The sequence below is a fragment of the Nocardia pseudovaccinii genome (genome assembly GCF_050942345.1).
GTDB classification, from domain to species: Bacteria; Actinomycetota; Actinomycetes; order Mycobacteriales; family Mycobacteriaceae; genus Nocardia; species Nocardia pseudovaccinii.
This window is the reverse complement of the sequence record NZ_CP192074.1, coordinates 5,244,198-5,264,613: the sequence shown is the minus strand read 5'-3', so window position 1 is coordinate 5,264,613 and position 20,416 is coordinate 5,244,198. Positions and strand designations below refer to the sequence as shown.

Below are 20,416 nucleotides of genomic sequence, written 5' to 3'. Positions count from 1 at the left end.
AACCAGATGGTTGGATCCGACCCGCCCGCACCTAGGCTGATATTCGTGCGCCGGTTCAGTCTGTGGCTTCGCGGCAAGCCCCTCATCTCGGATTCGATGCTGGCCGCCGCCCTGCTGCTGCTCGAGATTCTCGGGGTCGGGAATTCCGATAGCAAGCTGGCATACCTGGGAATCGGTGCGCTGTTGCCGGTACCTGTCGCGTTCCGGCGGCTCTATCCGCGGGCGATGGCAGCCGCGATGCTCGGACTCTCGATCGCCTCGACGCTGGTGAGCTACGCGTCCGAGGACAATGGCGACCATATCGCGCTTCTCGGGCTCGGCATCATGCTGTACACGCTCGTCGCGTATGTCGGTCGTAAGGAAGGAGTTTGGTACGCGCTCGGCCTTGTCGCCGACTGCACCAGCTCATTTCTGTTGCTGCACAAGCCGGCCGGTTCGGATCTGATCTTCACCGCGATGTTCTATGCGCTGTGCTGGACGCTGGCCGAATTCATCGGTGCGCGCCATGCCTACGACCAAGAGGTGGCGGCGCGGCTCGCGGTCGCCGACTACGACCGGGAACGCCGTGCGCACGATGCCGTCTCCGCCGAACGCACCCGCATCGCCCGCGAATTACACGACGTCGTCGCCCACGCGGTGAGCGTGATCATCGTGCAGGCCGACGGCGCGAAGTACGCGCTGCGGCGCGATCCGGACGCGGCCGAGCGGGCATTGACCACGATCGCGAGCACCGGTCGCGAGGCCCTGCGGGAATTGCGCCGAACCGTGGCGCTCCTGCGTATCGAGCACGCCCCGGATCAATTGCCGCAGCACGGAACCGCGGGTCTGGCGAAGGTGGTCGAGATGATGCGCGATACCGGACTCGCGGTGGAACTCGAAATGACCGGTGAACTGGACGATATCGCCCCCGAGGTGAGTCTCGGTATGCACCGCATCGTGGCCGAATCACTGACCAACACGCTCCGGCACGCGGGTTCTCATCCCAAGGCATGGGTGCGGGTGCAGCGCCGCGAGATCGATGTGATCATCGAAGTCACCGATACCGGCGGAGTTCCGGTGCGGGAGCAGGCCGCGATCCCGATCGTCGGCGGCGGCATGGGACTGGTCGGCATGCGCGAACGCATCGCCGTACTCAGCGGCACGCTGGAAGCGGGCCGCACCTCCGATGGCGCCTGGCGGGTATACGCGACCATCCCACTGGTGCGCGGCAACGAAAACGGTTAGCCGCAGGCTTCTTTCGAGGCCGCGGGCACGGTGCGGAAAACACGCTGGACGTGGCCGATAGATTAGGGACGTGCCGATCACCGTTCTCGTTGTCGACGATCAGGAACTCATGCGCATGGGGTTGAAGATGGTGCTCGGTGCGCACCCGGACATCGAGGTGATCGGAGAGGCCGAGAACGGTGCCGCCGCGATATCCCGGGCCAAGGAGTTGCGGCCGGATGTGGTGCTGATGGATGTGCGGATGCCGGTCGTCGACGGGGTATCCGCCACGCAGCGCATCGTCGAGGCCGGTGACGGCTGCAAGGTGCTGGTGATGACGACCTTCGACCTCGACGAACACGCATTGGGAGCGCTGCGGGCGGGTGCGAGCGGATTCCTGTTGAAGGACACGCCGCCCGAGGATCTGGTCTCGGCGATCCGGAGTGTGGCGGGTGGTGATGCGGTCGTGTCGCCGAAGGTGACCAAGCGACTGCTGGACCGGCTCATCGCCGACGACCCGGGCGGCATGCGGGATCCGGCGGTACTCGAGGTGCTGACCGCGCGTGAGCGCGAGGTGCTCGAGCAGATCGCGGCGGGGCGGTCCAATGCCGAGATCGCCGAGCAGTTGTACCTGTCCGAGGCCACCGTCAAGACGCACGTCGGGCGGGTGCTGACGAAACTCGGTCTGCGCGACCGGGTTCAAGCAGTCGTGCTGGCCTACGAGACCGGCTTGGTGCGACCCGGCGGGTGAGATCTCAGCGAGCTATCAGGCTGGATCGGGAGAAAAATCGGACCGTGCGACGTTGAACCGGGTAGATCGTCCGAAAGGATCGCCATGCCCGCCGTACTGTTCGTGCTCTACGTCATCGTCGAGATCGCCGCGCTGATCGGCGTCGGCCAGCTCATCGGTGTGATGCCGACCATCCTGCTGCTCATCGCCGGTTCCGCCGCGGGCATGCTGCTCATCGGCTCCCAAGGCCGACGCGTCTTCGAACAATTCCGGCGCGCCGGACGCGGGGAGATCAACCCGGGCACTGCGGTCGCGGACGGCGCGCTCGTCGCCACGGGCGGGTTCCTGATGTTCATCCCAGGCCTGGTCACCTCGTTCTTCGGGCTGCTCCTGCTGCTGCCGCCGACCCGCTTCCTGGTCCGTCCGCTGGTCGCCGCGTTCGCCGCGCGCCGCTTCAGCCGCCTGGCCGCGGCGATGCCGTATCGCGGCGTGATCATCGACGGTGACGATGTGGTCGACGGCGCGGTTGTCGGCGAGTGGTACGACGACCCGCGCCCCTCGACTCGCCCGGCTCTTCCGTAGCGACCACTTTGCGGGTTGCTCGAAAGGGGCAGCCGGGTGATCGGGTTCACTCCGCGTCTCGTACCTAAACCGTGCCGACCATCACCCCGGTGCCCATTTCGTAAGCCGGATCAAAGGGCTAGGGTGGCCGGATGGCGACCGAAGAGCTCACCGTCACGGTGAGTGAGGAGCTGGCAGCGGCGGTGCGGCAGGCCGCGGCGGCTGCGGGACAGTCGATTTCCGGATTCACGGCTGCGGCATTGCGGCTGGAACTGATCGCGGTGGAGGCGGGTATGCGCGCCGCACCCGGCGGCGCGCCGCCGAGATACGCGGAGGTCATGGCGGTGCTCGCACAACCCGCGGACGTTTCGCCACCGACCATCTAGAGCGACCTGCAAGCAGCCGCTACGGAGCGGAGGCTGTCCGACTCGACGGACTGAAACACCGATACGGCAGACTGGTCTCTCGTGAGTACCCAGTTGCTGATCGGCGGTCGTTTCTACAGTTCGAGTTCACCCGACGCGACGGCAATGGCCGTGACCGACGGCACCGTGGTGTGGCTGGGCGCCGAGCAACCGGGACGCGCGCTGCATCCGGATGCGGAGATCATCGACCTCGACGGCGCTTTCGTGGCACCGGCATTCGTCGATCCGCACGTGCACGTGACGGCGCTGGGCTTGAAGCTGACCGGCCTCGATCTGTCGGTGGCGCGTTCACTCGAACACTGCCTGGAACTGCTGCGCGCGTTCGCGAAGTCGCATCCCGACGGCGCGATTCTCGGCGACGGCTGGGACGAGACCGGATGGCCGGAGGGGCGGCCGCCGACGGTCGAGGAACTCGACACGGCAGTGCAGCCGCGACGGCAGGTGTATCTGTCGCGGGTGGACGCGCATTCGGCGGTGGTGTCGTCGGGGTTGTTGACCGCGGAAGTCACCGCCGCCTCGGGTTTCACGCGCGGTGCGCCGCTGCGCGCCGACGCGCACCATCTGGTGCGCACCGCGGTTCTCTCGGGATTGGATCGCGCACAACGGGATCGGGCGCGCAAGGCCGCACTGGATACGGCGGCCGCGCGCGGTGTCGTGGCGGTGCACGAATGCGGGGGACCGGAGATCGCCGGGCGCACCGATATTCGTGAGTTGCTCGACTTCGCCCACGGTGTGGAAGTCCGGGCCTATTGGGGTGAGGCGGTGCGCACCGCGGACGAGGCGCGGGCGCTGATCGCCGAACTCGGGGTGCACGCGCTCGGCGGCGATCTGTTCGTAGACGGTTCCATCGGCTCGCGCAGCGCTCGGTTGCGTGCGCCCTATGCCGATGACACCGGAACCGGTCTCGGCTACCTCGACGCCGATACGATCGCCGCGCATGTGCGCGCCTGCACCGAGGCAGGCGTTCAGGCCGGATTCCATGTCATCGGTGATGCCGCGATGGACGCTGTCGTCGCCGGATTCGGACAGGTGGTCGACGAACTCGGCGGCCCGGCCGTCGCGTCCCGCGCGCACCGCGTCGAGCATGCGGAGATGATCGATGCCGATCAGATCGCGAAACTGGCCGCCTGGGGCGTAATCGCCAGTGTCCAACCGGGTTTCGACGCGACCTGGGGCGGCCCGGACGGCATGTACGCCACCCGCCTCGGCTCCGAACGCGCCGGCACCCTGAATCCCTTCGCGGCCATGGCCGCGGCGGGCATCGCCCTCGCCATCGGCTCGGACGCGCCGGTTACCGCACTCGATCCCTGGTCGGCGGTCCGCGCCGCGGTCAACCACCGCACCCCCGGCCACGCTCTCTCACCTCGTGCCGCCTTTGCCGCTGCCACTCGGGGGGCTTGGCGCGCGGGCGGCATCCGCGACGGCGTCGCGGGCACCTTGGTCCCGGGAGCTCCCGCCTCCTACGCGATCTGGGACGCCGCCGACCTCGTTGTCGCAGCAGCCGCCGATACCGTCCAACGCTGGTCCACCGATCCGCGCTCCAGGGTCCCCGGCCTACCCCCGCTCGATCCCGACGCATCCCTGCCCACCTGCCTGCGCACCGTCCACCGCGGAGTCACCATCCATGAAGCCTGAAACACCCGGCGTGGCTCTGCGCCGCGTGGCGGTCGCGCTCGGTCGGTATCCGGTGCTGAGTCGGTCGGTCGCGGCGGTGGTGTCGGGGTTGTTGATTTTCGGGAGTTTTCCGCCGCGGCCGTTTTGGTTTCTCGCGCCTATCGGGATCGTGGTGCTGACGCTGACGATACGTGGCGCCGCGCGGATGCGTGGGGGGTTCGGGTTCGGGCTCCTGGCGGGGCTGGCGTTCTTCGTGCCGCTTTTGCCGTGGACCGGGATCTACGTCGGGCCGGTGCCGTGGCTCGCGTTGTCGACGGTGTGTTCCTTATATATAGGACTATTCGGGCTACTGGCGCGGTTGTTGTTTTCGCTGCCGGGGTGGCCGGTGTGGGTGGCGTTGACGTGGACGGCCACCGAGTGGCTGCGATCGAGCTTTCCGTTCGGCGGATTCCCGTGGGGGCGTTTGGCGTTCGGCCAGGCCGATGGGTGGTACCTCTCGCTGGCCATGGTCGGTGGCGCGCCGCTCATCGGATTCGCGGTGGCGCTCACCGGAACCGCGGCGGCGGCAGTGCTGGTGTCCGTGTGGACTCGCGTGACGGCCGTGCCGACGCACGATCAGTCGCCCGCCGAATCGGGTCGTACCACCAAGGCCTGCGTCGGAATTATCGCCGCGGCGGCGACTTTGGTTACCATCCCGGTCACCGGAGCGATCCTCCGGACCGCGCTGCCCGGACCGGAGGAGGGCGACCGGACGATCACGGTCGCCGCCATCCAGGGCAGCGTGCCGCGGCTCGGGCTGGACTTCAATGCCCAGCGGCGCGCCGTACTCGACAACCATGTCCGGCGCACCGAGGAACTGGCCCGAGCAGTCGCGCAGGGGCAGGCGCGCCAGCCGGACGTGGTGATCTGGCCGGAGAACTCATCGGATATCGACCCGCTGCGCAATGCCGACGCGGCCGCGGAGATCACCGAGGCGTCCGAGCAGATCGGCGCGCCGATACTCGTCGGCGCCGTACTGGTGAACGGCGATCGCACGACAACGAACTCGGTCATCGTCTGGAACGGTGCCGCCGGTCCGGGTGAGCGGCACGACAAGAAGATCATCCAGCCGTTCGGTGAATACCTGCCGATGCGCAGCTTCTTCCGCCTGTTCTCCGAGTACGCCGACCGCGCCGGATACTTCGTCCCGGGCCACGGCGACGGCACCGTCCGCGTCGACCCTTCCGAGCGAGCTGCGAGCAGTCGCTACGGCGGCATCGATATCGGCGTCGCGACCTGCTACGAGGTCGCCTTCGACCGCGCCTTCCGCGATTCCATGCACGCGGGCGCGCAATTGTTGACCGTGCCCACCAATAACGCCACCTTCGGCGACAGCGAGATGACCTATCAGCAGCTGGCCATGTCCCGGGTCCGTGCCGTCGAACACGGCCGCGCCCTCGTGGTCGCCGCCACCTCCGGTGTCAGCGCCATCATCACCGCGGACGGCACAGTCCAGCAGCAGACACCCAAGTTCGTACCCGCCGCGCTGGTCGCCGAACTGCCGTTGCGGAGCGACACGACACTCGCGACCCGATTCGGCGCCGAAGCGGAACTGGTCTCGGTTATCCTGTCGGGTGCTGCCGTCGTGGTGGCGGTTATCCGGCGGCGAAAGACCCGCGGTAGGCACGTGAACGACCAGGCCACCATGAATCAGCCGGTCGGCTGAGCTCGCCAGATCGGTTGAGCGCAATGAGTAGGGCGTTCCCCTAACCAAACAATCGGTATGTTTCGGGGCTTCGAAACCATCTTTCGGTCCGCCCTGGGCGTTAGCGTGCAGTTCGCCAGCTTCTAAATGAGGCTGGCGTAAGTCGTTGTTTTCCGGTATTCATGCCGCTCAGACCGCAAATTTGGAGAGTTTGCGGAAAGGTTGCTTGTGAAAGTGCCTTACTGCCAACGTCGTTCGAAGTGAAACAAATCCGCAACGCTGGCCATCCGTTGCATTCGATGCTCCGAATCTATGGGCGTGGATCACGTCCTACGGCTGGCGCATGCGCGCCTGCGGTGGCGGTGCTCGGGGAGTTGTGCATCAACAGCGGCAGAAGGAGTGATTGATGAAGTCATTGGCCACGGATCGCGTCGACCAATGCTCTTCCGGTGAGTTCTCGGCACAACCATTCGCTCTGTCGCCGGCGCAAACAGCCCTCTGGTACGCCCAACGAATCCGCCCGGATGTCCCGCTGACCATTGCGCAGTATGTCGAGATCCACGGAGACTTGGATGTCGGACGCCTGCTGTACTCGATCGAACGCTTCGGTGTCGAAACGCAGGTCGGACATGTGCGTCTGATCGAGATCGACGGTATCCCGCATCAGGTGATCGACCACGCTCGCCGCCCCGGCTGGGGCCGGATCGATCTGCGTGACGAGCCTGATCCGTATGCTGCCGCGCTGCGCTGGATGAATGAGCACGCCAGTTCGCCGATCGACTTCGAGCGGGATCCACTCACTACGAACATAGTGTTACGGACCGGCGAATCCGACTACATCTGGTACGCACGCGGCCATCACATCGTGATCGACGGTTACGGCGCGATGAACGCACTCACCCGCACCGCGGAGATCTATACGGCGGTGGAGAACCGCACCGAACCGGAGGCATCCCGAGCTACACCGCTGGCCAAGATCTATGCGGACGAATCCACATACCGCGACTCCAGCCGGTTCCGCAACGACCGAGACTATTGGCTCGAGCAATTAGCGGGTGCGGGTGGACCGATGACTCTGTCCAACGTGAACGGCCTCACCGCCGCCCCCGACGCGGGGCGGCGGCGTGCTTGCGCGGTCCTCGGCGAACGCGCCGAGGCAGCCATGACCGCAGCCACGGCCGAACTCGAGACCCACAGCTCGACCATGTTCGTCGCGGCATTGGCTGCCTACGTGCGCTCGGTTACCGGCAATCCCGATGTGGTGCTGAGCCTGCCGGTGTCGGCGCGGACCACGGTCGCGCTGCGCCGCTCCGCCGGCGTCGTCTCGAATGTGGTGCCGATCCGGGTGCGCTTCGATGCCGATACCACCGTCCGCGATGTGGTGCGCACCGCAGAATTGCAGATCACCGGCGCGCTGCGGCACCAGCGCTACCGGCACGACGACATCCGCCGCGATTGCGGCTACTCCCGCGATGCGCGCGGGTTCTTCGGCCCGATGGTCAACATCATGCTGTTCCACGACGAGCTGAAGTTCGGCAGTCTGCTCGGCTCACTGCATGTGCTGGCCACCGGCCCGGTCGAGGACCTGTCCATCAATCTGTACAACGGCGAGGGCGGTCGCATCCATATCGACTTCGAGGCCAATCCGCGGCTCTACGCGGAGTCCGAGGTCACCGCGCACCACGGTCGGTTCCTGGAATTCCTGACCCGATTCCTCGCCGCCGATCCCGATGCGCACGCCGAGAGTCTCATCGCCATCACTGATGACGAGCGCGAGCGCGTACTGCACGCCTGGAACGCCACCGAGACCGCGCCGCAGCAGGGGACGCTGTCCGGCCTGTTCGCCGATCGCGCGATGATCTGCCCGGATGCGGTCGCGCTCGAATTCGGTGACGAGACACTGACTTACCGCGAACTCGACGAGCGAGCCAACCAATTGGCCCGACTGCTTATCGCGCGTGGGGCGGGGCCCGAGCAGGTCGTCGGCCTGTGCCTGCGGCGTAGCCTCGAACTCGTCGTGGGTATCTACGCGATCATCAAGGCGGGCGCGGCGTACCTGCCGCTGGATTCGGATCATCCGGTCGAGCGGATCGAACAGATTCTCGAACAGGCCGGTCCGGTCTGCGTATTGACCACGGCCCGAGACGAACTCGCGCTGCCGGCGGGCGCGGACACGGTCGCGATCGATACCGTCGACCTCACGGGTTTCGACGCCCACCCGATCACCGACACCGACCGTCTCGCCCCGCTGCGTGCCGATCATCTCGCGTACGTGATCTTCACCTCGGGATCGACCGGAAAACCCAAGGGCGTCGGCGTAACTCACGCCGCGATCGTCAACCGGCTGCGCTGGATGCAGCACGAATATCCGCTGGACGGCACTGACGCGGTGCTGCAGAAGACCCCGGAGACCTTCGACGTCTCGGTCTGGGAGTTCTTCTGGCCCTTGCAGATCGGCGCGCGACTCGTCGTCGCGACGCCCGACGGACATCGCGACCCCGGCTACCTGGCCCGGACGATCGCCGAAAAGTCCATCACCGTAGCACATTTCGTGCCATCCATGCTTTCGGTGTTCGTCACCGATACCGATGTGCGCGGCTGCACCACGCTGCGCCGGGTGTTCTGCAGCGGTGAAGCGTTGCCCGCGGCCACCGTCCGTGATTTCCACGCCGCCCTGCACGGGCCGGAACTGCACAATCTGTACGGGCCGACCGAGGCCGCCGTCGATGTCACCTACTGGCCGTGCCCGGCCGACCCGGATACCGTGCCGATCGGCTCGCCGGTGTGGAACACCCAGACCTACGTCCTGGACGCACGCCTGCGGCCGGTGCCGCCGGGGGTTGTCGGCGAGCTGTATCTCGCGGGCGTTCAACTGGCGCGCGGTTACCTGGGCCAATCTCGGTTGACCGCTGATCGTTTCGTGGCCAACCCGTTCACCCCTGGCGCCCGGATGTACCGCACCGGCGATCTGGCGCGCTGGCAGGGCAATCCGGATCTCGGTGGCCACCAGGGTAATTCGGTGCGCGGTGTCCTGGAGTACCTGGGCCGCAGCGACTTCCAGGTGAAGATCCGCGGTCTGCGCATCGAACTCGGCGAGATCGAGGCCGCGCTGCTGGCCGACGAACGGGTCGCCCGCGCGGTCTGCGTTGCCCATCGCGGCCGCACCGGCGACGAACTCGTCGCCTATGTCGTTGCCACCCCGGCCTTTTCGGACCACTTGGACAGCACCGCGCTGCTGAATGCCGTGCGGCGCACGCTGCCCAGCTACATGGTGCCTTCGGTGCTGATGGTGCTCGCCGAACTTCCGTTGAGCGCGAACGGCAAGATCGACCGCAAGGCACTGCCGGAACCCACCGCCGCCCGCCCATCCGGCCATCTCACGGCCGAGCCCCGCACCGAGGTGGAGCGGGTGCTCGCCGGAATCTTCGCTGAAGTTCTCGGTATCGACGGAATCGGCATCGAGGACGGCTTTTTCGATCTCGGCGGCAATTCGCTGATTGCCGCCCGCGCGGTCGCGCGAATCAATGCCGCGCTCGGCACCGGGCTGACCATCCGCGACCTGTTCGAGGCCTCGACGATCGCCGCATTGATCGAGCGCTTCGCCGCCCACAACCCGGATGCGTCTTCCCCGAAGCTGGTACCGGCCGAACGGCCGCAGCGGATTCCGCTGTCGCTGGCTCAGCAGCGGCTGTGGATCCTCAATCGCTTCGCCGAACATGCCGCCGCCTACAACATGCCGCTTGCCGTCGAGATCGATGGACCCATCGATCTCGTGGCGCTGCGTGCCGGACTCGTCGATGTGATCGAACGGCACGAATCCCTGCGCACCACCTTTCCGGATGCGTCGGAAGGTCCGTACCAGCTGGTGCATCCGGCCACCGATATTCCGCTCACCCTGGACCCGATCGACGCGACCGGCGCCGATGTGCGGGAACTTGCCGAGGAGTTCGCCGGATACGGCTTCGACCTGCGCAGTCAGGCCCCGATTCGGGTGGCCCTGTGGACTACCGCACCGGATCGGCACGTATTCCTTATCGTGCTGCATCACATCTGCGGCGACGGCTGGTCGATCGCACCGCTGGCCAGGGATCTGATGGCTGCGGTCGCCATGCGTGCGAAGGGCATCGCACCGCAGTGGACCCCGCTGCCGGTGCAGTACGCCGATTTCTCCCTGTGGCAGCGTGAACTGCTCGGCGACGAAGCCGATCCAGCGAGTGCGCTGAGCCGTCAGCTCGCCTACTGGCGCGCGGCCCTCACCGGTCTGCCGGATCAGCTCGACCTGCCGCTGGATCGTCCGCGCCCGCTGCGTCGCTCGACCGACGGCGGGCGGGTGGAGTTCACCATCGCACCCGAGATCCGCCGCGCCGCAGGCGAACTCGCGGCCAGCCGGGGTGTCAGCATGTTCATGGTGCTGCACGCCGTACTGGCGACGCTGCTCGCGCGGCTGTGCGCGAGCACCGATATCGCCATCGGCACCCCGATCGCCGGCCGTTCGGATCCGGCGCTCGACGATCTGGTCGGCATGTTCGTCAATACAATGGTGCTGCGGACCGAGGTCGATCCGGCCGCCGGATTCGACCAGATGCTCGATGTGGTCCGCGAAACCGATCTCAATGCCTTCGCCAATGCGGATGTGCCGTTCGAGCGGCTGGTCGAACTCGTCAACCCGGAGCGCTCGGCCGCCAGGCATCCGCTGTTCCAGGTGATGCTGTCCTATGACCGCGCACCGGATCTGAGCATCGATCTGCCCGGTGTGCAGGCGCAGGTACTGCCGATCGCCGCCGATATCGCCAAATTCGATCTGCAGCTGGAACTGCACGACGGTATCGCCAACGGCCCGCTGCACGCCGAATTCGGTTATGCCACCGATATTTTCGACAAGCGCACGGTCGAATCGTTCGCTCGCCGGTTCATCGCCGTGCTCGGTGCCGTCGTCGCCGAGCCGAATCGGCCGGTCGGTGATCTGGATATCCTGGACCGGCGCGAGGCCGCGAAGCTCGCGCCGATTGCCGGTGCTCCGGGCGAGCCATCGATCACCTTGGCGCAGCTGTTCACCGATATCGCCGAGCGGCTGCCGGATGCGACCGCGGTGCGCTACGAGGGCGTCGACACCAGCTACCGCGAACTCGACGAGATGTCGAACCGCTTGGCGCGCACGCTGATCGAACACGGCGCGGGACCCGAGGTCGTAGTGGCGATCGCCTTGCCGCGCAGCCTCGATTCCATCGCGGCGATCTGGGCCGTGGCGAAAACCGGGGCGGCTTATGTGCCGATCGATCCGAGCTACCCGGCCGAGCGGATCGGGCATATGATCGCCGATTCCGGTGCCATGCTCGGGCTGACCGTGCCGGAATCCCTGGCCACCATGCCCGCCTGGCCCGCCGCGGGCGGTAGGCACCGCAAGCACTATGTCGACTGGCTGGTACTCGGCTCCGATGAACTGGCCACCGAATCCGCCCGCTACTCAACCGATCCCGTCACCGATGCGGACCGTCACTATCCGATGCGCACCGGGTATCCGGCCTACCTGATCTACACCTCGGGTTCCACCGGAAAGCCCAAGGCGGTCGTCGTCACCCACGCCGGAATCGCATCACTGGCACAGGAGCAGATACATCTGTTCGGTGTCACGGATTCGGCACGCACGCTGCACTTCTCCTCGCCCAGCTTCGACGCGTCGGTGCTGGAGATCCTGCTCGGGTTCGCGGCCGGCGCCACCATCGTCGTCGCACCCGCGGGCATGTACGGCGGTACGGAACTCGCCGATCTGCTGCGCACGGAGCGGGTCACCCATGCCTTCATCACACCGGCGGCGCTGGCCACCGTCCCGGAGGAGGGGTTCGACGAGCTCGAGGCCGTCATCGTCGGCGGTGAGGCGTGCTCGGAGGAACTGGTCGAACGGTGGTCGGCCGGGCACCGCATCCACAATATGTACGGGCCTTCCGAGGCGACCGTCGCCGCTACCGCCAGCGGTCCGATGCAGGCGGGCCGCCCGGTACCGCTCGGCATGCCGGTGCGCGGCATGCGGTTGTTCGTGCTGGACGGTCGACTGCATCCCGTGCCGCCGGGCACCCCGGGCGAGCTCTACCTGTCCGGTCCCGGGTTGGCTCGCGGCTACCTTGGCCGATACGGCCTTACCGCACAGGGCTTTCCGGCCAACCCGCACGGCAGGCGCGGTGAAAGGATGTACCGCACCGGCGATCTCGTGGTCTCGGATCCGGCCGGACAGCTGCGCTTCCTCGGCCGCGCCGACGACCAGATCAAGATCCGCGGTTTCCGTATCGAACTGCGCGAAATCGACCATGTGCTGCGCGCCCATCCGGGTGTGCGTGCCGCACTCACCGTCGTGCATACCGACGAACACGGCCAGCCCCGCCTGGTCGCCTATGTGACCGCGAACGAACCCATCGAGGCCGCCGCGATCGCCGAGACCGCGCGTCAGCGGTTGCCCGGCTACATGGTGCCCGCCTCGATTGCCGTACTCGACGAGATGCCGGTCACCCAGGCTGGCAAGCTGGACCGAAAGGCCCTGCCCGCACCGGTTTTCGCGGCCGCGGGCACCTCGCGCGCGCCGAGCACGCTGCTGGAGCAGCGCGTCGCCGCCGCGTTCGGTGAAGTCCTCGGCCATCCGATGACGGGCGCGGAGGACAGCTTCTTCGAGGTGGGCGGCAACTCGCTGCTCGCCACCCGCCTCGCCGCCGCACTGCACGCGGAATTCGGCGTCGACCTGCCGGTGCGGCTGATCTTCGAGGCGCCGACGGTGGCCGGTGTCGCGGAACGGATAACGGAAGCGCCCCGGACGCAACGGGTGGCGCTGGCTGTGCATACCCCACGTCCGGGACGCATTCCATTGTCGCTGCCCCAGCAGCGACTGTGGTTCCTCAATCGATTCTCACCCGAATCGAGCGCTTACAACATCGCATTCGTCATTCGGATCGACGGTGATCTGGATGCGGCGGCCCTGCGGGCGGCGCTGACCGATCTGGTCGAGCGGCACGAGGTGCTGCGCACGGTGTTCCCGGAGGACAATTTCGGTGCCCAGCAGTTGGTGCTGCCGACCGCCGAGGCCATGCCGGTGGTCGAGCCGGTGGCGACCGACGAGGGCGCCGCCGAGCAGACACTGCGTGCCATGGCCCGCACCGGATTCGATCTCACCAGGGACATCCCACTGCGGATCACCTTGCTGCGCACCGACTCTCGGCGTCATCTGCTGGGCATCGTGGTGCACCACATCGCCGCCGACGGTTGGTCGCTCGGCCCGCTGACCCGGGATCTGGCCACTGCCTACGTGGCACGGCGCGAGGGTGTCGCACCCGATTGGACACCGCTTCCGGTGCAGTACGCCGATTTCGGGCTGTGGCAGCGCGAATACCTCGGTGACGAGGCCGATCCGGACAGTCTCGCGGGCGAGCAACTCGCGTACTGGCGCAGCGCACTGGCGGATCTGCCCGACGAACTGCCGCTGCCCTACGATCGGCTGCGGCCGGTCGCGCCGACGCAGGAGGCGGGTTCGGTGCGCTTCAGCGTGCCAGAGCCGGTGCAGCGGGCACTCGCGGAACTCGCACGCGAACAGGGCGTCAGCATGTTCATGGTGCTGCGCTCGGCCCTCGCGGTCATGCTGCGGTTCATTACCGGCGGTCGGGATGTCGTGATCGGCACGCCGGTTGCCGGGCGCACCGATACCAAGCTCGACGAGTTGGTCGGCATGTTCGTCAATACGCTGGTACTGCGCTCGGACGTCGACCCGGATATTCCGTTCGCGACGCTGCTGCGCGCGGATCGGGACAACGAGCTGGCTGCGATGGCGCACGCGGACATTCCGTTCGAGCGCATCGTCAAGGAGCTGGGGCGCGATACGCGCGGCAGCAACCGCCATCCGCTGTTCCAGGTGGCGCTGACGGTGCAGGACGGGCCGGTTCCCGCACTCGAACTGCCCGACCTCGCGTTGCGTGCCGAGGAACTGGATATCGCGCTGGCCAAATTCGAGCTGGAGCTGCGGGTCGAGGCCGGCGCGTATGAAGCCGGATCGGGCGCTTCGCGGCGCGGCTTCGAATTCGTCTACGCCGCAGAACTTTTCGATGCCTCGACCGTCAAGACACTGGCCGACCGCTTCCTGGCGGTGTTGGCGGCGATTACCGCCGCACCGCAGGCGCTGGTCCGAGATATCGATGTGCGCACCGAATTCGAGCGACGCCAGCTCACCCCGGCCACCGGTGGCGCGACTACACCGCAGTGCACACTGGCCGCGTATTTCACCGCGACCGCGCATATGTATCCGCAGCGCACGGCGATTCGCGCGAGCGGCACCTCGCTGACCTACACCGAGGTCGACGCGCGCTCGAATCGGTTGGCGCGCACATTGATCGAGCGCGGGCTCGGCCCGGGGGACCGGGTGGCACTCGGCCTGACCCGCTCGGTCGACTCGGTTATCACCATGCTCGCGGTCGCCAAGTCCGGTGCCGCATTCGTGCCGGTGGATCCGAACTATCCGGCCGACCGGGTGCGGCATATGCTGGTCGACTCCGGGTGCACGGTGGGTGTGACGCTGGCCGAGCACGCCGATCGGCTGCCCGCGACCGCGGGCACCGACTGGCTGCTGCTCGATGCTCCCGAATTCATCGAGGAACTGGACGAATTCGACGACTGCATGGTCGACGATTACGAACGCCATCGTCGCGTCGAGATCACCGATCTGGCCTACGTGATCTACACCTCGGGCTCGACCGGCAAACCCAAGGGTGTGGCCGTCACGCACAGCGGTCTGTCGAACTTCGGCGACGAGGTTCGCGAGCGGATGCGGATCGACAAGGATTCGCGCACGCTGCATTTCTCCTCCCCGAGCTTCGACGCGGCCATTTTCGATCTGCTGCTCGCGATCGGATCCGGTGCGACCATGGTGATCGTCCCGCCGGATATCTACGGCGGCGACGAACTCGCCGCGTTGATCGAGCGCGAATGCGTCACCCACACGTTCATCACCCCGGCCGCGCTGGCCACCATTGATCGGGAACGGTGGTCATTGCCGAGCCTGCGCGCGATGATGGTGGGCGGCGAGGCCTACGGTCCCGAGTTGGTGGCCCGCTGGGCCCCGGGACGGCAGATGTTCAACGGATACGGGCCGACCGAAACCACCGTCGTCATCACGATCTCCGAGCCGATGGTGGTCGGCGGGCCGATCACCATCGGCACCCCGGTGCGCGGTGCGCGGGCGCTGGTGCTCGACGAGCGGCTGCGTCCGGTGCCGGTCGGCGTGCCCGGCGACCTGTACCTTGGCGGATTCGGTGTCACACGTGGGTATCTCGACCGGTTCGAACTCACCGCGACGCGATTCGTCGCCGACCCCTTCGGACCGCCGGGGTCACGGATGTACCGCAGCGGTGACGTGGTGCGGTGGAATGCCGCGGGCAATATCGTCTACCTCGGTCGCAGCGACCATCAGGTGAAGGTGCGCGGCTTCCGCATCGAACTCAACGAGATCACCAATGCGCTCGCCGCACATGAACACGTGCGGTTCGCACACACCGAGGTGCGCCATATCGCGGGTGCGGATCGGATCGTCTCGTTCATCCAGCCCGTCGACGACACCACGCCGGATCTCGACGCGGTGCGCGCACGTGTCGCCGAACAGCTTCCCGCACATATGGTTCCGGCGAGTATCACGGTGCTGGACAGGATCCCGCTGACCCCGACCGGCAAGCTGGACGTCGCCGCACTGCCGGAACCGCAGCTGACGGTGCGTACGGCACAGCGCGCACCCGCGACCGTCGCCGAGCGGCTGGTCGCCCAGGTGATGGGTGATTTGGTCGGTGTCGAGGGCGTGAGCGCCGACGACAGCTTCTTCGATATCGGCGGAAATTCGCTGCTGGCAACCCAACTCGTGGCCCGGCTGGCCGCGGCGACCAGTACCCGGCTCGAGGTGCGCACCGTCTTCACCATGCCGACGGTCGCCGAACTCGCGACGCTGCTCGATTCCGGATCCGGCGCCGACGCCCGGCCGGAGCTGGTCCGCCGTGATCGGCCCGAGCGGATTCCGTTGTCGGCGGCGCAGTATCGCCTGTGGTTCCTGAACCGGTTCAACCAGATCGGCGACAGCGCGGGTCATGCCACCGGGGCGTACAACATCCCCGTGGTGCTGCGGTTGCGCGGCGAGTTGAATGTCGATGCGCTGTTGCGGGCATTGCACGCCGTGCAGCAGCGGCACGAGACGCTACGGACGGTGTTTCCGGAGATCGATGGGGTACCCACGCAGCAGATTCTCGACCCGGCCGACGCGGCCGTCGCGCTGTTCGCCGCGACGATGCCGATCTCGGAAATACCCGATGCCGTACAGGATTTCGCGATTCCGGGATTCGATCTCGCGTCGACCGTGCCGATACGAGCCGCGCTGATCACGGTGGATCCGGACGGGTCCATCGAAAAGGCGCCGGGGGAGTCGGCCGAGCACGTTCTGGTGCTGGTCGTCCACCACATTGCGATGGACGGCTGGTCGCTGGCACCGCTGGCCGCTGATGTGGCCGCCGCCTATGCGGCCGCATGCGAGGAGAAGACGCCGGACTGGCCGGAAGCGGAGATCCAGTACGCGGATTACACCCTCTGGCAACAGGACATGCTCGGCACCGAGGACGATCCCGATTCGGTGGTGCACCGCCAGCTCGACTACTGGCGGCACACCCTGGACGGAATCCCGGAGCTGCTGAACCTGCCCGCGGACCGGCCGCGCCCGCCCGCGCCGACCTATCGCGGTGGCATTGTCGAGTGCCCGATCGACGCATTGACCCATCGGGAACTGCGGACGATCGCCACCGGCAATAACGTCAGTATGTTCATGTTGCTGCACGCCGCCCTCGCGGTACTGCTGCACCGGATGACCGCGACCGACGACATCACCGTCGGTACGCCGATCGCCGGTCGTGGCGGCCACCCCGAGCTGGATCGGATGGTCGGCATGTTCGTCAACACGTTGGTGCTGCGCACTCGGATCGATCCGGACGCCAGGTTCACCGACCTGCTGCACGCCGTGCGCGATATCGATCTGGATGCGTTCGCGCATGCGGACCTGCCGTTCGAGCGGCTCGTCGAGGTGCTGAATCCGGCCCGCTCGCAGGCCCATCACCCGATGTTCCAGGTGATGCTCTCGGTGCAGAACCACCCGGTGCGGGTGCTCGATCTGCCCGGGCTGCGCATCGAGTCGGAGGATGTCGACACCGGTATCGCGAAGTTCGATCTGCAGTTCACGCTGACCGAATCACAGACCGGCACAAGGGAACCCGGCGGCATCAACCTGGCGGTCAACTACGCGAGCGATCTGTTCGACGAGCAGACCGCACAGCGGCTCGGTAGGCGATTGGTCCGGCTGCTCGCCGGCGTCGCCGCGAATCCGACCACCACCGTGGGCGATCTGGAGCTGCTCGATCCCGCCGAATGGTCCGGGCTGGCTCCGGTGCGCGGGGCGGAGGCGGACCGGCCGGTCACCTTCCCCGAGGTGTTCGAGAACGCGGCGAATGTCGATCGCAAGGCCACCGCGCTGCGCTCGGGCGACACCCAGGTGAGCTACGACGCGCTCGACCGGTGGACAAACCGGCTGGCACGGGTGCTCATCGAACGCGGTGTCGGCCCGGAAACGCTGGTGGCCCTGGGGATTCCGCGCTCTGTCGAATCGGTCGCGACGATGCTCGCGGTGGCCAAGGCGGGTGCGGCCTTCGTGCCGGTCGACCCGCTGTATCCGGCGCAGCGGATCTCCCATATGCTCACCGATTCCGGTGCGGCACTGGGCATTACGCTGGCCGCGCACCGCGACCAGATGCCGGGCGATGCCGAGTGGATCGTGCTCGACGATGCCGAATTCCGTGAGTGGGTGCTGGACACCTCCGACGCGCCGATCATGACGAGCGAGCGGACCAGCCTGCTGCGGGTGGACAATCCGGCCTACGTCATCTATACCTCCGGCTCGACCGGCACACCGAAGGGTGTCGTGGTCACCCATGGTGGACTGTCCAACTTCGCCGCGGAGACCGCCGAGCGGTTCGAGGTGCGTCCCGGTAGCCGGGTCCTGCATTTCGCGACGCCGAGCTTCGACGCCGCCATGCTCGACATACTGCTCGCGCTGGGTGGTGCGGCAACGCTGGTGATCACGCCGCCGGGAGTGGTCGGCGGGGCCGAACTCGGCAGGGTGTTCGTCGATGAGGGGATCACGCACGCGTTCATCACCACTTCGGCACTGGGCACGGTCGATCCGACCGGCGTCACCGAATTCGCACATGTGCTGGTGGGCGGTGAGGCATTGCCGCCGGAGCTGGTTGCGCGCTGGGGGCCCGGACGCAACCTGTACAACGCATACGGCCCGACGGAGACCACCATTGTCACGGTGATCTCCCAACCGATGATCCCGGGTCGGCCGATCACGATCGGCGAGCCGATTCGCGGCGTCAACGCGACGATCCTCGATGGACGGCTGCATCCTGCGCCGGTCGGGGTGACCGGTGAACTGCATCTGGCGGGTAGTGCGCTGGCACGGGGCTATCTCAACCGTCCGGGGCTGACTGCGCAGCGGTTCATCGCGAATCCTTACGGCAAGCCCGGGGAAAGGATGTACCGCACCGGCGATCTCGTGCGCTGGTTCGGGCACAACTCCGACTCGGCCCGCGAAATCGAATACCTCGGCCGCACCGACCATCAGGTGAAGATCCGCGGCTTCCGCATCGAACTCGGCGAGATCGACGCCGCGCTCGCGCGGCACGACGCGGTCGAATTCTCGACGACCATCGGTTATCGGACTCCCGCAGGTGCGACGGCATTGGTGTCGTATGTGAAGCCGTGCGACGGAATTGCGCTGAACACGGCCGAGCTCACCGAACATCTCGCGGCGCGGGTGCCGAATTACATGGTGCCCCAAGCGATCATGCTGATCGACGAGGTCCCGCTCAGTCCGGTCGGCAAGCTCGACCGAGAGGCGTTGCCGGAACCGGTCTTCAGCGCGAGCGAAGGCTATCGGGCGCCGACCACCCCGACCGAGGTGCAGCTGTGCGCAGCCTTCGCGACGGTGCTCGGTGCCGAAACGGTGGGTGTCGACGACGGATTCTTCGAACTCGGCGGCAACTCGCTGCTGGCCACCAAGGTCGTGGCAGAGTTGCGCGCCAACGGGATCGATCTCCCGGTGCAGCTGATGTTCGGCGACTCCACCCCGGCCGCCATCGCGGCCCAGCTGGACGGGGCCGGTCACCCCGGCGCGGCCATCGCCGCGACACTGGAGCCGGTACTGCCGATCCGGGCCCGCACCACCGCGAGCCGGGCCCCGCTGTTCTGCATCCATCCCGCGATCGGACTGTCCTGGTGCTACTCGGGCCTGCTCGCGCATCTGGCTGCCGACCGCCCGGTGTACGGATTGCAGGCACCGCATGTCGCGGGCGCGGACGGATTCGATTCGATCGGCGAGGCCGCGGAAAACTATGTGGCGCATATCAGGTCGATCCAGCCCGAAGGGCCCTACCACCTGCTCGGCTGGTCGCTGGGCGGCCTGATCGCGCACGAGGTGGCGGTCCAGTTGCAGGATGCGGGCGAGCAGGTCGCACTGCTGTCGATGATGGACAGCTACCAGCTCACCGACGAATGGCTCGAGCATGCGATCCCCACGGTGGCCGAGATCATCGGCGAATTCGGCAATGACGCCGATGACGTCGAACTCGACCCGCGCATGACCCTGCGCGATGCCGCCGAACTGCTCAGCTCGCGTCCCGGCCCGTTCGCCGCCCTGACCGTCGAACACCTGGAACGCCTCTACGCGGGCTACACCAATGGGACTGTCCTGGCCCACGGCTTCCGCCCCAGGACCTTCGACGGTGATCTGCTCTTCTTCACCGCGGCCGATGACGAGATCAACCACACCGACCCGACCCGCTGCGCCGCGGCGTGGGCGCCCTTCGTCACCGGCACCATTCACAACCACGACTTGCCCTGCAAACACTCGGCCATGACGACACCGGAATCACTCGCCGTCATCGGTCCGGTGGTCAACGAGCACCTGGAAGGCGCAACAGGGCAGGAGGCGCGGTCGTGAGAGAGCGTTTCGAACAATCCATCGACACAGCACCCGCACGCATCGACGAAACCTGGTGTTACCGAGGCGGATTCGCGCGAGATATCGCCGACGACCGCGCGGGCCGGGACGCCGGTGCCGAGGGGCGGAACAGGAGCGAATCGTGA

At 67.0% G+C, this 20,416-nt stretch carries 8 protein-coding genes; all 8 read left to right on the top strand.

From position 1 onward, the window contains the following. Positions 1-45: 45 nt before the first annotated feature. The 8 genes from ACQPZ2_RS23835 to ACQPZ2_RS23800 all read left to right on the top strand — a co-directional run bounded on the left by ACQPZ2_RS23835 (position 46) and on the right by ACQPZ2_RS23800 (position 20,416). The gene (locus ACQPZ2_RS23835; RefSeq protein ID WP_433520481.1) at positions 46-1,224 is read left to right on the top strand and encodes a sensor histidine kinase; all 1,179 of its coding nucleotides are present in this window, start codon (positions 46-48) and stop codon (positions 1,222-1,224) included. A gap of 70 nt (positions 1,225-1,294) precedes the next feature. Next, positions 1,295-1,954, top strand: coding sequence for a response regulator (locus ACQPZ2_RS23830; RefSeq protein ID WP_040691387.1), 660 nt, complete (start codon positions 1,295-1,297; stop codon positions 1,952-1,954). Positions 1,955-2,038: 84 nt separating this feature from the next. Then, positions 2,039-2,515 carry an FxsA family protein gene (locus tag ACQPZ2_RS23825; RefSeq protein WP_433520480.1) on the top strand — a complete coding sequence of 159 codons (477 nt, stop codon included), beginning with the start codon at positions 2,039-2,041 and terminating at the stop codon, positions 2,513-2,515. Positions 2,516-2,646: 131 nt separating this feature from the next. Beyond that, positions 2,647-2,880 (top strand): hypothetical protein, encoded by a 234-nt coding sequence (locus tag ACQPZ2_RS23820; RefSeq protein ID WP_433520479.1) that lies wholly within the window; start codon positions 2,647-2,649, stop codon positions 2,878-2,880. Positions 2,881-2,961: 81 nt separating this feature from the next. Further along, positions 2,962-4,554, top strand: a complete 1,593-nt coding sequence (locus ACQPZ2_RS23815) for an amidohydrolase (protein WP_433520478.1) — start codon at positions 2,962-2,964, stop codon at positions 4,552-4,554. Beyond that, positions 4,544-6,238: an apolipoprotein N-acyltransferase gene (lnt, locus tag ACQPZ2_RS23810; protein WP_433520477.1), complete on the top strand. Its 1,695-nt coding sequence runs from the start codon at positions 4,544-4,546 to the stop codon at positions 6,236-6,238. Before ACQPZ2_RS23815 ends, lnt begins: the two co-directional genes overlap by 11 nt. A 385-nt stretch (positions 6,239-6,623) precedes the next feature. Then, on the top strand, positions 6,624-20,270 hold the full coding sequence (locus tag ACQPZ2_RS23805; protein WP_433520476.1) for an amino acid adenylation domain-containing protein: 13,647 nt from the start codon (positions 6,624-6,626) through the stop codon (positions 20,268-20,270). Then, positions 20,267-20,416 carry a hypothetical protein gene (locus ACQPZ2_RS23800; RefSeq protein ID WP_433520475.1) on the top strand — a complete coding sequence of 50 codons (150 nt, stop codon included), beginning with the start codon at positions 20,267-20,269 and terminating at the stop codon, positions 20,414-20,416. The genes ACQPZ2_RS23805 and ACQPZ2_RS23800 overlap by 4 nt, the downstream gene beginning before the upstream one ends.